General features: G+C 43.1%; 21 protein-coding genes. 2 read left to right on the top strand and 19 right to left on the bottom strand.

Going from position 1 to position 13,523, the window contains the following annotated elements:
- Positions 1-145: 145 nt before the first annotated feature.
- The 4 genes from fabG to JFC06_RS10545 all read right to left on the bottom strand — a co-directional run bounded on the left by fabG (position 146) and on the right by JFC06_RS10545 (position 3,390).
- On the bottom strand, positions 146-880 hold the full coding sequence (gene fabG / locus JFC06_RS10530; protein ID WP_230709260.1) for a 3-oxoacyl-ACP reductase FabG: 735 nt from the start codon (positions 878-880) through the stop codon (positions 146-148).
- Positions 871-1,839, bottom strand: coding sequence for an ACP S-malonyltransferase (gene fabD / locus JFC06_RS10535; protein ID WP_193006017.1), 969 nt, complete (start codon positions 1,837-1,839; stop codon positions 871-873). Before fabD ends, fabG begins: the two co-directional genes overlap by 10 nt.
- A 456-nt stretch (positions 1,840-2,295) precedes the next feature.
- Entirely contained in the window at positions 2,296-2,478 is a 183-nt protein-coding gene (rpmF, locus tag JFC06_RS10540; protein ID WP_010196743.1) for a 50S ribosomal protein L32, read from the bottom strand.
- Positions 2,479-2,796: 318 nt separating this feature from the next.
- A complete protein-coding gene (locus JFC06_RS10545) occupies positions 2,797-3,390 on the bottom strand; it encodes a YceD family protein (RefSeq protein ID WP_198335023.1) in 594 nt (197 codons plus the stop codon).
- 159 nt (positions 3,391-3,549) lie between these two features.
- Between JFC06_RS10545 and JFC06_RS10550 the strand changes: the two genes are divergently transcribed.
- On the top strand, positions 3,550-4,311 hold the full coding sequence (locus JFC06_RS10550) for an elongation factor P hydroxylase (RefSeq protein ID WP_198335024.1): 762 nt from the start codon (positions 3,550-3,552) through the stop codon (positions 4,309-4,311).
- A gap of 285 nt (positions 4,312-4,596) precedes the next feature.
- Positions 4,597-5,217, top strand: coding sequence for an L-threonylcarbamoyladenylate synthase (locus tag JFC06_RS10555; protein ID WP_198335025.1), 621 nt, complete (start codon positions 4,597-4,599; stop codon positions 5,215-5,217).
- Positions 5,218-5,305: 88 nt separating this feature from the next.
- On the opposite strand, the gene rplQ is transcribed toward JFC06_RS10555, so the two are convergent.
- From rplQ to rplE, 15 genes are all read right to left on the bottom strand, one after another.
- Positions 5,306-5,665, bottom strand: coding sequence for a 50S ribosomal protein L17 (gene rplQ / locus JFC06_RS10560; RefSeq protein ID WP_021813387.1), 360 nt, complete (start codon positions 5,663-5,665; stop codon positions 5,306-5,308).
- 19 nt (positions 5,666-5,684) lie between these two features.
- A complete protein-coding gene (locus tag JFC06_RS10565; RefSeq protein ID WP_193006024.1) occupies positions 5,685-6,692 on the bottom strand; it encodes a DNA-directed RNA polymerase subunit alpha in 1,008 nt (335 codons plus the stop codon).
- Between the two features lie 81 nt (positions 6,693-6,773).
- A complete protein-coding gene (rpsD, locus tag JFC06_RS10570; RefSeq protein WP_010196731.1) occupies positions 6,774-7,415 on the bottom strand; it encodes a 30S ribosomal protein S4 in 642 nt (213 codons plus the stop codon).
- Positions 7,416-7,463: 48 nt separating this feature from the next.
- Positions 7,464-7,853 carry a 30S ribosomal protein S11 gene (rpsK, locus tag JFC06_RS10575; protein ID WP_058368279.1) on the bottom strand — a complete coding sequence of 130 codons (390 nt, stop codon included), beginning with the start codon at positions 7,851-7,853 and terminating at the stop codon, positions 7,464-7,466.
- Between the two features lie 20 nt (positions 7,854-7,873).
- Complete coding sequence (gene rpsM, locus JFC06_RS10580; RefSeq protein ID WP_021813384.1) at positions 7,874-8,230, bottom strand: 30S ribosomal protein S13; 357 nt, start codon at positions 8,228-8,230, stop codon at positions 7,874-7,876.
- Positions 8,231-8,481: 251 nt separating this feature from the next.
- Positions 8,482-8,598 carry a 50S ribosomal protein L36 gene (gene rpmJ, locus JFC06_RS10585; RefSeq protein ID WP_010196721.1) on the bottom strand — a complete coding sequence of 39 codons (117 nt, stop codon included), beginning with the start codon at positions 8,596-8,598 and terminating at the stop codon, positions 8,482-8,484.
- 31 nt (positions 8,599-8,629) lie between these two features.
- Complete coding sequence (gene secY / locus JFC06_RS10590; protein ID WP_193006079.1) at positions 8,630-9,961, bottom strand: preprotein translocase subunit SecY; 1,332 nt, start codon at positions 9,959-9,961, stop codon at positions 8,630-8,632.
- Between the two features lie 19 nt (positions 9,962-9,980).
- Positions 9,981-10,421, bottom strand: a complete 441-nt coding sequence (rplO, locus tag JFC06_RS10595; RefSeq protein ID WP_193006026.1) for a 50S ribosomal protein L15 — start codon at positions 10,419-10,421, stop codon at positions 9,981-9,983.
- On the bottom strand, positions 10,421-10,600 hold the full coding sequence (gene rpmD / locus JFC06_RS10600; RefSeq protein ID WP_057758718.1) for a 50S ribosomal protein L30: 180 nt from the start codon (positions 10,598-10,600) through the stop codon (positions 10,421-10,423). Before rpmD ends, rplO begins: the two co-directional genes overlap by 1 nt.
- A gap of 20 nt (positions 10,601-10,620) precedes the next feature.
- Positions 10,621-11,136, bottom strand: a complete 516-nt coding sequence (gene rpsE, locus JFC06_RS10605; protein WP_193006028.1) for a 30S ribosomal protein S5 — start codon at positions 11,134-11,136, stop codon at positions 10,621-10,623.
- Positions 11,137-11,138: 2 nt separating this feature from the next.
- Positions 11,139-11,489 carry a 50S ribosomal protein L18 gene (gene rplR, locus JFC06_RS10610; protein ID WP_087040761.1) on the bottom strand — a complete coding sequence of 117 codons (351 nt, stop codon included), beginning with the start codon at positions 11,487-11,489 and terminating at the stop codon, positions 11,139-11,141.
- Between the two features lie 11 nt (positions 11,490-11,500).
- Positions 11,501-12,034, bottom strand: coding sequence for a 50S ribosomal protein L6 (rplF, locus tag JFC06_RS10615; protein ID WP_198335026.1), 534 nt, complete (start codon positions 12,032-12,034; stop codon positions 11,501-11,503).
- A 224-nt stretch (positions 12,035-12,258) separates the two neighbouring features.
- Positions 12,259-12,657, bottom strand: a complete 399-nt coding sequence (rpsH, locus tag JFC06_RS10620) for a 30S ribosomal protein S8 (protein WP_193006032.1) — start codon at positions 12,655-12,657, stop codon at positions 12,259-12,261.
- An 11-nt stretch (positions 12,658-12,668) separates the two neighbouring features.
- Positions 12,669-12,974 carry a 30S ribosomal protein S14 gene (rpsN, locus tag JFC06_RS10625; RefSeq protein WP_193006033.1) on the bottom strand — a complete coding sequence of 102 codons (306 nt, stop codon included), beginning with the start codon at positions 12,972-12,974 and terminating at the stop codon, positions 12,669-12,671.
- A 12-nt stretch (positions 12,975-12,986) separates the two neighbouring features.
- Positions 12,987-13,523 (bottom strand): 50S ribosomal protein L5, encoded by a 537-nt coding sequence (gene rplE / locus JFC06_RS10630; RefSeq protein ID WP_198335027.1) that lies wholly within the window; start codon positions 13,521-13,523, stop codon positions 12,987-12,989.

Genomic DNA, 13,523 nt, shown 5'->3' on the forward strand with positions numbered 1-13,523 from the left:
TTATACGTTTTGACCAATGTCTGATAAAGCCTTGCTATCATACAGGGCTTTGACATAAAAGTATTCGTCATTATAGCACCCTTTAATATAGTTTACACTCGTTCACAGAGTTTTTTATTATCACTGTGTAACGCAGGCTCGTGCGTTACATATACATGCCACCGTTGACAGGAATGACAGCGCCTGTGATATAGCTTGCCTCATCGCTGGCTAAGAAATGGACGGCGGCTGCAATGTCTTCTGGCTGGCCAAGACGACTGATTGGCACGGCATCTAACATGGAGTTTAGTAGGCGCTCGTCCAGCTCATCCGTCATATCGGTCTCGATCAAACCTGGTGCGACGCAGTTGATGGTCACTTGGCGTGAGCCAATTTCACGCGCTAGGGTACGACTAAAACCTTCCACTCCTGCTTTGGTCGCGGCATAGTTAGATTGACCGGCATTGCCCATTTGAGCGACAACAGAGGTGATATTGATGATACGACCGCGACGCGCTTTCATCATACCGCGGACCGCGCGTTTACTCATACGATAAACTGACGTCAAATTAGTATCAATGACATTTTCCCAGTCTTCATCCTTCATGCGCATCAATAATCCGTCTTGCGTGATACCAGCGTTATTAATGAGCACTTGTACCGCTCCATAAACGCTTTCAATCTCTTCAAACAGCTTATCAATTTGTGCCGTATCACGGACATCTAAGACGCGACCAATGCCCCCACTATCATGGAGATAGTCTTCGATGAGTGCAGCGCCTTTTTCAGTGGTCGCAGTCCCAATAACAAAATGTCCTTCTTTGGCAAAGCGTTTGGCGACAGCTTTTCCAATACCACGGCTAGCGCCAGTCACTAATGTAATCGTACGACTCATGATAATACCTCCATTAACTTATCGAGACGGGCAGGTTTATCCGTAGGATAACTGGTAATTGGTTGCGCTTGACGCTTAGCCAAATTACTCAATACATTACCACTGCCACATTCAATTAAAACATTAATTTGTTTGTCAGCCAGCTCTTGCATTGTCTTTGACCATAAGACAGGTTGGCTTAACTGCTCTGTTAATGCTTGTTTGATACCTACAGCACTACTCTCAACGCGCGCATGACGATTTTGAATAACAGGAATCGTCGCTTGATCAAATTTGATTGCGGCCAATATCTCAGCGAGCGCACTACTTGCGGGCTCCATAAGCGCACAATGTGACGGCACACTTACCTTTAGAGAGATCGCTTTTTTGCCCGTATTTTGCACTTTATCAATCACCGCACTAACGCCAGCAGCATTGCCCGATATGACCACTTGGCCTGGGCTATTAAAGTTGGCGGCATCAACCACCGCATCGGCCACATGTTCAGTCGCTTGCTCACACAGATTTTCGACCCGATTGTCCTCAAGCCCCAATACTGCTGCCATCGCTGTATCGACACCAACGACAGCCTCTTGCATCAACTGACCACGCTTATGTACCAAGGTTACCGCATCACCAAGCGATAATACGCCCGCTGCACAAAGCGCACTGTACTCACCTAGAGAATGACCAGCCAAGTAGCAAGGGGGTGTGTCTATTTTTTGTTTTAAAATACGCCAAATTGCTATGCTAGCCGTCAGTAGTGCAGGCTGAGTGTACTGGGTTTGATTGAGCTTTTCTTCATCCTGACAGATTGCCCATAAATCCTCACCAAGTGCGTCACTCGCCTCGGTGAAAGTATCACGAATCTCTGGATAAGTTTCAGCAAGCTCACTAGTCATCCCGACCACTTGTGATCCTTGTCCCGGAAAAATTACCGCAATACGCGTGGGCTGCTTTTTTACCATATCGGGTGCAGAGGCCATAACCAACATTCCTTATTTAATTGGAAATATCCCTAAAAATAATGGGGGTAATGATGTTATTAGGTACTATATACCGTTATTAGATACGATATCAGCCGATCCTTTCATTATTTGTCTAAGAAAACAAACCATCGGTAAACTATACACTGACGCACACTATTATCATAGCGAATGACAACCAAACACACCAAGCAAAGCCCCCTACTCGGAACAAAGTGATCAATTGTGTTAGTTCATCTTCATGTCTACTAAAAGCTACAGATAAAAGGGTGTGAAAACACGGTTGATAAAAAATATATAGCAAAAAGCCAAGTTATCCAGCCACATAATATATGATAGCGAAATAACTTGGCTTTTTTTAGCTTAAAACATATTGTCTAATAACGGCTGCACACAAGTAATGACAATCACCAGTACTATCATTACTTATGTATTAGCTATTGAATAGTCAATGACTTAAGCGTCTTGACTGACCTTGAATAACTGACGGCCACGGTAGAAACCATCTTTAGTCATGTGATGACGACGATGTTTTTCACCAGTGGTCGCATCTACGCTTAGCTCAGCCACTTCCATACGATGGTGTGAACGGCGCATGTCACGACGAGAACGGCTTTTACGACTTTTTTGAACAGCCATGATATAGCTCCTATACTTAAAAGGGATAAGCTTAAAATTCAGCTTTAGTCGATACTGACAGAGGCTATATAATCACCACAACCTAAGTCTTAAGCATCATTAGTTAAATAGATTGTCACCTACATATAATACTGACTGCGTCTAAAATCCACAGAAATTTTGCCCAGTCAGCGTCTATCAGCAAGTAACTTGTTGCTAGAATGCAATAAACCGGACATTATACGCATGTTTAATGGATTAATAAAGCCCTGCCTTTCACTCTTCTGTACAAAGCAGATAAAAGGCATTATAAATCTAAAGAGTAGAGCATTTATACGGTTAGAGCTTGCCTTTTAAGGAGGCTAAAGCCGCAAATGGGTTTTCACTTTCCTCTTCTTCTGGTATCTCACCAAATTGCTCTACCGTCATTTCGCAGTCATCATGCTTTGGCGCCATTGGGATCTTGAGCAAGATTTCATCTTCAACCAGCTTTTTAAAGGGTAGTAAACGCTCTGGTGATTGCTCCGTAATGATTTCATCAAGTAGCAGATAGTCTTGCTCTTCATTCACTAAGCGCACTTGGCTCTCGTTTTCTAGCAAGGCAATGTCATAATCATCAGACAGATTAATAGCCACTGGTTGCAGACAACGTTGACAAGTTAGCCAGACGTTACCCGTCAGTGTAAAAGCCAGATGTAAGACATTATTACGGCGATATAGGTTAGCATCGAGCTGCGTTTTTGCCTGTTCATGGTCGGTGGACAAAACAGTAGCGAGACGTTGAAAAGAGCTCGGCTCTACTTCTCCTGCCCACTCATAACCCGTATCTGCCCATTTATCTAAAGAGATGTGCTCAGGCATGCTATTCGTTACAGGCGCTTTTTTATTGTCAGGGTTCAATGCTGACGGTTTACTTTCTGGAGTGCTTGACATGCGCGACCTCATTCGTCAAAACGGTGTATAATATTGCCTGCCATACTAACGGAAAGCACCGTGCTGTGCCAGCGCTAGTATGTTAATATTTTTTGGCATTCTTTTTCCTCTACCGATCTTCCCTTACTTTTTATCCTCTATTTGATCAGTGTGTTATCTATGGATCCAGTTAAAAATAAAGTTGATTTTTCTAATCTACTTCCTTTTGTCAAAACCAAAGAACTGCTACAACGTCTTACCAATCTGACCAGTAATAACAACCTACTTTCTCCTGAGTCAGTAAGCGTGCGAAGAGATGAGTATTTAAATGAGTGTTTAAAGAAGTGGCAAGATGAATGGTGCAGCCTGCTTACTAGCAAAGCAGCTGATAGCACTATACAGGCATCTGATGATAGGGAACACGCAGCGACAGACTGGCTTATCCAATTATTCAATACCCTATTTGCCGCGCAAAAAGTCGTCTTGGTCCGTAGTGAGGGCGAACCCGAGTACTTCCCTGCACAAAACAATAAGCCCGCCAGAATAGCGTTTGCCCATGGGTTCTTTGCTAGTGCGCTGCACGAATTAAGTCATTGGTGCATAGCAGGGGACGCTCGTAGACGCTTGCCTGACTTTGGCTATTGGTACGCACCAGATGGACGATCAGCCGCTCAGCAGCAAGCGTTTGAGCGTGTAGAGATCAAACCACAGGCGCTTGAGTGTCTATTCACTCTAGCTTGCGGACGCTCTTTTCAAGTCTCACAAGACAATTTGTTTGCAACATTTGATACCAGCAGTAGTACCTTCGAAAATGATGTTTATCGACAGGTTGAGGAATACGTCGCAAAGCCTCATACCCTACCCCGTGATGCTAAAGTCTTATTACATGCTCTTCTTGCGGTCTGTGCTACTGGCGACGCTAACGACAGTACATGGGCTTAGCCTTGCTACTCTCTATGATCTTTCGTTAACGATTTTCTACGGATAGTAACGTCTTGCCACTAAACTTATATTTGCTGTGCGCTATACTGGGTCTAATGTATAACGCAGTACAAAACGATGCGTGATCTCTAAGGCTCGTATAATATCACCCACCCTACTTATAAAATATCTGTACAGTAAACAAGACAGGTATTTGAACAACTCTGTATAGAGTTGAGTCGTAGTGTGAATAAAAACAACCTTTCCTAATGACAAAAACCAAATAATTATAAATAAGGATCTATTATGCAAGTACTCTATATTCATCCAGACAATCCACAGCCGCGTCTTATTGAACAAGCCGCTGATCTGTTACGCAAGGACCAATTAATCATCTATCCCACTGATACCAGTTACGCGTTTGGTTGCCGCCTAGGGGCAAAAGAGGCACTAGAGAAGCTTAAGCAAATTCGTGAACTCGATGACAAGCATCAATTTACCTTACTGTGTCGTGACTTAAGTGAAATTGCTAATTACGCCACCGTAGACAATGTACAGTTTAAACAACTAAAAGCGCATACCCCAGCACCTATTACATTTATTCTAAATGCCACAAAAGATGTGCCAAAAAAACTGGCACATGCCAAGAAAAAAACCATAGGTATTCGCGTACCGAGTAACCCTATTGCTCAGGCTCTTTTAGAGGCAATGGATGAACCAATCTTGACCAGCTCCCTCATACTACCTAATAGAGACAATATACTCGATGATCCATTTGAGATTGAAGAGCTGTTGGGCAATCAGATAGATGGTCTCATTAACGCGGGTATCAAGACCACTAAGCTCACCACCATTGTCGATATGACTAGCGGCCAACCTGAGATTATCAGACAAGGTGCTGCTGACGTTGCTTCCTTGCTACTATAGTTAACGAAGAATAATGACAAATGTGACGCACAAAAAAAAGCTCCAATTTATTGGAGCTTTTTTTATATACTTATAGGTCAGTATAAAATTAGTCGCGATCAACCAATTCTACATAAGCCATTGGCGCATTGTCACCATCACGGTAACCGCATTTTACGATACGCAAATATCCACCTGGACGTGTTTGGTAACGAGGACCCAACGTGCCAAATAATTTGCCTACCATAGCTTTGCTACGCATACGGCTGAATGCTAAACGACGGTTAGCAACGCTGTCTTCTTTAGCCATAGTGATTAATGGCTCGGCAACGCGGCGTAACTCTTTTGCTTTTGGTAAAGTTGTTTTGATCAGTTCATGCTCAAATAATGAGTTGGTCATGTTCTGAAACATTGCCTTACGATGACTGCCGGTACGACCCAGCTTGACTCCACTCTTACGATGGCGCATAGTCAAAAATCCTTAAAGTTTAACGGCTACGATAAGAAAAGCGATCATCAACACGTAAATCAGCTGGTGGCCAGTTATCTAGGCGCATACCGAGCTCTAAATCTTTAGACGCTAATACGTCTTTGATTTCCGTTAATGATTTCTTACCAAGATTTGGGGTTTTTAATAGTTCAGTCTCTGAACGTTGTACCAAATCACCGATATAGTAAATGTTTTCAGCTTTCAAGCAGTTGGCTGAGCGAACCGTTAGTTCAAGATCGTCCACAGGGCGTAATAGCACCGGATCAACCTCTTCTTTTTCTTTCACAGGCTCAGGCGCTTCTTCAGCTTCTAGGTCAACAAAGATAGAAATCTGTTGTTGTAAAATAGTGGCTGCTTTACGAATTGCTTCTTCTGGATCTATAGTGCCATTAGTTTCAAGCTCAACGATAAGACGATCAAGATCAGTACGCTGCTCAACGCGAGCGTTCTCAACCTGATAAGCAACACGAAGCACAGGACTAAAACTTGCATCAAGCTTTAAACGTCCAATAGCTTTGGTATCACCATCTTCACGGCGCTGGTTTGCTGGCTCATATCCACGACCCATTACTACACGCAAACGCATCTTAAGATGACCACGATCACTCAATGTACCCAATACCAATTCTGGATTGATGATGTCTACATTGTGTGGTAGCGAGATGTCTGCAGCAGTAATAGTGCCTGGACCTTGTTTATCCAAGGTCAAAAATACTTCATTTTGGTCATGAAGCGTAATTGCCAAGCCTTTTAAGTTCAAAAGCAAGTCAAGTACATCTTCTTGTAGTCCTTCAAGCGTTGAGTATTCATGGTCAACACCATCAATCTCAGCTTCAATGACTGCAGCACCAGGTAATGAAGATAACAAGATGCGACGTAAGGCATTACCTAGGGTATGCCCAAAGCCGCGTTCTAACGGTTCGAGCGTGACTTTCGCAATCGTTTCATTAACCGTGTCCACGTTAATGGCATTCGGCGTTAGAAACTCAGTTGCATTTAGCATCATGATGTCACCTCGATTTATTAAACTGGTTTAATTAACGTTAATCGCTCAATGCTATTTTCATAACATCGAGCAGTACGTTACTTATTTAGAGTATAGCTCAACGATCAAGCTTTCGTTGATTTCAGCAGGTAGATCAATGCGATCAGGCGCTTGTTTAAACGTGCCTTGTAGTTTGCTGTGGTCAACATCTAGCCATTCTGGAATACCACGTTGTGTTGCTAGTTCAATAGCGTTCTTAATACGTAGTTGTTCGCGAGACTTCTCTTGGATAGCGATGACATCACCATCTTGAAGCTGAATTGATGGAATGTTCACACGAACAAACTCATCACGACCAGCTTTTTTTACCATAACAGTGCGATGACTGACTAGCTGACGTGCTTCAGCGCGAGTTGAGCCGAAGCCCATGCGGTATACCACGTTATCTAGACGGCTCTCAAGCATTGCTAGTAGGTTTTCACCAGTAGCACCACGCTTACGAGCAGCTTCTTTATAGTAATTAGCAAACTGACGCTCTAGTACACCATAAATACGCTTAACTTTCTGCTTTTCGCGCAGCTGTAAAGCATATTCAGAGGTCTTGTTACGGCTAACGCCATGTTGACCTGGTGGACGACCAGCTTTTTTTGTTTTTACGTCATATGGTTTTACGCCAGACTTAAGGCCTAAGTCTGTACCTTCACGACGTGATAATTTGAGTTTTGGTCCAATATAGCGGGCCATTGTTATGTCTCCTATAAGCTTTTGGGATAAAAAGCTTCGTCTTTAATATTAGACGCGGCGCTTTTTCGGCGCACGGCAACCATTGTGTGGGATTGGGGTAACATCAGAGATGCTATTAACTTTATAACCCAATGCACCTAGTGCTCTTACCGCAGACTCACGACCCGGTCCTGGTCCTTTGACCAAAACGTCGATATTCTTAACACCGTATTCTTGAGCCGCTTTACCAGCGACTTCAGCTGCAACCTGAGCTGCAAATGGTGTAGATTTACGTGAACCACGGAAGCCTTGTCCACCTGAAGTGGCCCAAGCCAGTGCATTACCTTGACGATCGGTAATCGTAACAATGGTGTTATTAAAAGACGCATGGATATGGGCAACGCCCTCCGATACTGAACGACGAGTCACTTTTTTGCGACTACGAGTGTCTTTAGCCATCTTTTAGCTTCCTAAGTTAATTATCTTTTGAGAGGGCGTGTCGGACCCTTGCGAGTACGAGCGTTGTTCTTGGTGTTCTGACCTCTAACCGGTAGGTTACGACGATGGCGGATGCCACGGTAACAACCAAGATCAACTAAACGCTTGATATTCATTGAAACTTCACGACGAAGGTCACCCTCAGTCATGTAATTTGCAACTTGTGCACGGATAGCATCTAACTGTGTATCATCTAACTGACTAACTTTAGTAGTAGGGGCAATGCCAACTGCTTCTAAGATTTTCTGAGCAGTGGTACGACCTACACCAAAGATGTAAGTTAGTGAAATAACAGCATGCTTATTATCCGGAATGTTTACGCCGGCAATACGAGCCATTGATTTCTCTCCATTAAAGAAAAATAAGCGTTATTTATCAATAAGGCATTATTCTTCAGATTTGTTGCTGTTAATACTAGAGTTTTTATGATTACTGTCGCTTTTTGACTCAATTACAAGCCTATCGACTGACAGTATTATAAAACATTCTGCATAAACACGGCAAGTGGCGGATGATATCCCATCCGCCGTTATTTTTCAAGTATTAATTTATTTAGTAACAAAAGTTAAAAAACTTATGGTACCAAATATTAACCTTGACGTTGCTTGTGGCGCGGTTCTGCTGTACAGATAATATGTACACGGCCTTTACGGCGCACAACTTTACAGCTACCGCAAATCTTCTTAACTGATGCTTGAACTTTCATAGCATGCTCCTTGAAATATCGTACCGCTCATTTAAGGTTGAGTGGGCGATTGAATTAACGTCTGATCATGATATTGATGGGTCATCAAATGCGCTTGTATCTGCGAGATGAAATCCATTACCACAACCACCATAATCAGTAAAGACGTACCACCAAGTTGGAACGGTACACCAAACGATGACTGGACGACCATTGGCATTAAACAAATAACCGTCATATACATCGCGCCAATAAAGGTCAGTCGGTTTAATACATGATCGAGGTAACGCTGAGTTTGTTGTCCTGGGCGAATACCGGGGATATACGCACCACTACGTTTAAGGTTTTCAGCTACTTCACGTGGACTAAATACCAATGCCGTATAGAAGTAACAGAAGAAAATAATCATTGCACCAAACAGTACTAGATACAGCGGCTGTCCAGGAGACAATACGAGTGCCATATTTTGCAATATTTTTTGTGTGAAGCTAGGATCGGTAGATTGACCCACCCACTGCCCCAAACTTGCAGGAAACAACAATAAAGAGCTGGCAAAAATAGCTGGGATAACCCCTGCCATGTTCAGCTTCAACGGCAAATGTGACTGCTGCTGAGCGTAGATTTTGCGTCCCTGTTGTTGTTTTTGCGCATAGTTTACAGGAACACGGCGCTGAGCACGTTCAATATAAACGATACCTGCGGTAACCGCGATGCCTAGTAGCACAAAAATAAATAGTACAATCAAGTTCATCTGCCCTTGATTGACCTGTTCAATAGACTGCGAAATCATACCTGGCGTACCGGCCACAATACTTGCAAAAATAAGCATTGAAATACCATTACCCACACCACGTTCTGTAATCTGCTCACCAAGCCACATTAAGAACATTGCGCCTGCTACTAAAGAAGTAACCGCTGGTATGTAAAAGGTAAGACCAGTAGATAAGGTAAGATTTTGGCTGATTAAACCCGCACACATTCCTAATGACTGTACCAATGCTAAAGCAAGTGTCCCTTGACGGGTGTACTTATTTAGCTTGCGTCGTCCCGCTTCACCTTCTTTTTTGAGGGCTTCAAGCGATGGCAATACCGCAGACATCATCTGTACAATAATGGACGCTGAGATATAAGGCATAATGCCAAGCGCCATGATGGACATACGCTCTAGTGCACCCCCTGAGAACATATTAAACATGCTCAGGATGGTATTTTCGTTGCGCGAAAACAGATCAGCCAGATTAACTGGGTTAATACCTGGTACAGGAATGTGTGACCCTAAACGATAAACAATCAATGCGCCGATTAAGAATAATAAACGCTTCCATAGTTCATCATACTTACGTATGAATGCAAATGGATTAAGCGGTATACCAGCCGATGACATTGATTGTTTTGACACGTTACTACTCCTCGATGCTACCACCAGCAGCTTCGATTGCTTGCTTGGCGCCTTTAGTCACTTTGATACCTTTAAAAGTATAAGCTTTAGTGACTTCGCCTGACAACATAACACGGGCACGCTTCATATCATGACGGATAAGGTTAGCCGCTTTCAGTGTTTCAACGCTAACCACATCGCCTTCAATTTTATTCAGTTCAGACAGACGCACTTCAGCAGTCTTCATTGCCATTTTACTGGTAAAACCAAATTTCGGTAGACGACGATATAAAGGCATTTGGCCACCTTCAAATCCTGAGCGAATGCTAGAACCTGAACGAGATTTCTGACCTTTTACACCACGACCACCAGTCTTACCAAGACCTGAACCGATACCACGACCACGACGTTGGGCAGTTTTCTTTGCGCCAACACCTGGTGATAATTCATTTAATCTAAGTCCCATTACGCTTCCTCCACTTTTACCATGTAGTTGACGCGATTGACCATACCACGTGTTGAAGGAGTGTCTTCTACTACAACAGTATGATTAATACGGCGTAAACCCAATCCTTTCAAGCTCGCTTTGTGGCTCTTTAGGCGATGGGCACCCGATTTAAATTGAGTGACTTTCATTTTTTTCATCGTAACTCACCTAGTCTAAGTTAACCCAAGATTTCGTCTACAGATTTACCACGTTTAGCTGCCATCTTCTCTGGAGTTGACATATCACGTAAACCGTTAAACGTTGCACGAACAACGTTAGCAGTATTGGTAGAACCATAACATTTAGTCAAAACATCTTTGACACCAGCAACTTCTAATACAGCACGCATTGCGCCACCAGCGATTACGCCAGTACCTTCAGATGCAGGTTGCATGTAGACTTTACTAGCACCATGACGTGCTTTGATTGGATGATACAAAGTTGCATCATTAAGATCAACAGTGATCATATTACGTTTGGCAGCTTCTAGTGCTTTTTGAATAGCAGCTGGCACTTCACGTGCTTTACCACGACCAAAACCAACACGACCATTGCCATCGCCCACTACGGTCAACGCAGTGAATGAGAAAATACGACCACCTTTAACAACTTTTGCAACGCGATCAACGGTAACTAGGCGTTCTACTAGACCGTCAGTCTGTTCGTTCTTATCATTTTTATCATTTCTAGCCATGATTAAAACTCCAATCCATTTTCGCGAGCAGCTTCTGCTAAAGCTTTTACTCGACCATGATATTTAAAACCACTACGGTCAAAGGCAACTTTAGTAATACCAGCTGCTTTTGCACGTTCTGCGATCAATTGACCCACAGACGTTGCGGCATCAGTATTGCCTGTCGCGCCTGAACGCAAACTGCCGTCCAAGGTAGATGCCTGAGCAATCACTTCACCACCGTTCGGAGAGATAATCTGGGCATAAATATGTTTCGGCGTGCGATTAACCGTTAAGCGATGAGCGCCTAAGACACGGATATGCGCGCGGGTTTTCTTAGCTCGACGCAGACGAGCTGCTTTTTTATCAAACATTTCAACTCACCTTATTTTTTCTTAGCTTCTTTGCGAATCACATGTTCGTCACTATAACGAATACCTTTGCCTTTATAAGGCTCAGGTGGGCGGAAACCACGGATATTAGCCGCTGCTTGACCAAGCTGCTGTTTATTGTTTGATTTCAAAACAATTTCAGTTTGCGTTGGGGTTTCAGCTGACACACCTTCAGGCAACGTATACTCTACTGGATGAGAGTAACCGACGTTTAAAGTTACTTTATTACCAGTAACTTGTGCGCGATAACCAACACCAATCAGTTGAAGACGTCTTTCAAAGCCTTCATTCACGCCCGTAACATAGTTGTTAAGTAAAGCGCGCATGGTGCCAGTGTGCATCATAGCTTCTTTTGAATCGACTGTAGGTGAGAAAATGATAGCATCATCTTCCTGTTTCAGCTCGACCAATTCATGCAGGCGTAAAGACAAATTGCCGTTCTTGCCTTTAACTTCGACCTGCCGATCGTTCAAAGTAACGCTTACGCCATTTGGCAGCGTCACTGGGGCTTTAGCCACACGAGACATAGGAATATTCCTTAAAAAATTAACTTCTTTATATTAGCGAAAAAACTAACAGGCTAAAAAGCCTGCTAGTTTAGCATAGTTGTTCCCATTAAACATCTTTCAATTTTATTAACATCGAATGTTTAGGTTTCTTCAAGCTTATTATAAATTTTTATAAATTTAATAAAGCTTAAAGGGGTCCAAATAGACTTTATCGTTTTATTGCCTAAAGCAAAGAATGCTAATTAGGCAACAAATGCAACGATTTCACCACCGATACCAGCAGCGCGTGCAGCACGATCGCTCATGATACCTTGGCTAGTCGATACGATAGCAACACCCATACCTTGCTTAACAGTAGGGATAGCGTCTTTACCGCGGAACTGGCGTAGACCAGGACGGCTATAACGTTGGATAGTTTCGATGACAGCACGGCCTTCGAAATATTTCAATTCAATAGTAAGGGTTGCTTTGTTGTTTTCTTCTTCAGTAACAACAGCGCTAGCCACATAACCTTCGCTAACTAGTAAATCAGCAATTGATTTACGTAATTTAGAGCTCGGCATTGCAACCGACACTTTGTTAGCCATTTGTGCGTTACGAATACGGGTTAGCATATCCCCAACGGTATCTTGCATACTCATATAGTTACTCCTTACCAGCTTGCTTTACGAACACCAGGCACATCGCCTTGCATGACACGCTCACGCAGCATATTGCGTGATAAGCCAAACTTGCGGAAGTAACCGTGAGGACGACCGGTGATAGCACAACGATTACGCAGACGTACTGGTGATGAATTACGTGGTAAAGCTTGTAGCTCTAACATCGCTTCCATACGAGCTTCGTCACTTGCAGTCATATCACTGATAGTTTCTTTTAGCTTGATACGCTTTTCAGCATATTTAGCAACCATTTTTTCGCGCTTTAATTCGCGGTTAATCATGCTCTTCTTTGCCATAACGTCTTTACCTTATTTAAATGGGAAGCCGAATGCTTTAAGCAACGCACGACCTTCTTCATCAGTACCAGCTGACGTGGTGATTGTCACATCCATACCGCGGATACGATCAATCTTGTCAAAATCTACTTCTGGGAATACGATTTGTTCTTTGATACCCAAAGAGTAGTTACCACGTCCGTCAAAGGCTTTAGGTGAAAAACCGCGGAAATCACGAATACGAGGAATTGCAATGGCAATGAGACGATCCAAAAATTCGTACATTTGCTCACCGCGTAGCGTTACTTTACAGCCAATTGGCCATTCTTCACGAATCTTAAAACCAGCAACTGATTTACGCGCTTTGGTGACAACAGGTTTTTGACCAGCAATCGCAGTCATATCAGCCACAGCACCTTCAAGCAATTTCTTGTCTTGAGACGCGCCGCCTACACCCATGTTAAGTGTGATTTTAGTGATTTTAGGCACTTGCATCACATTTGCCAAACCAAGCTCTTCTTTGATTTGCTGCTTTAGTTTATCGTTATATAAAGATTTTAATCTTGCCAT

The organism is Psychrobacter namhaensis (assembly GCF_016107545.1).
GTDB classification, from domain to species: Bacteria; Pseudomonadota; Gammaproteobacteria; order Pseudomonadales; family Moraxellaceae; genus Psychrobacter; species Psychrobacter namhaensis.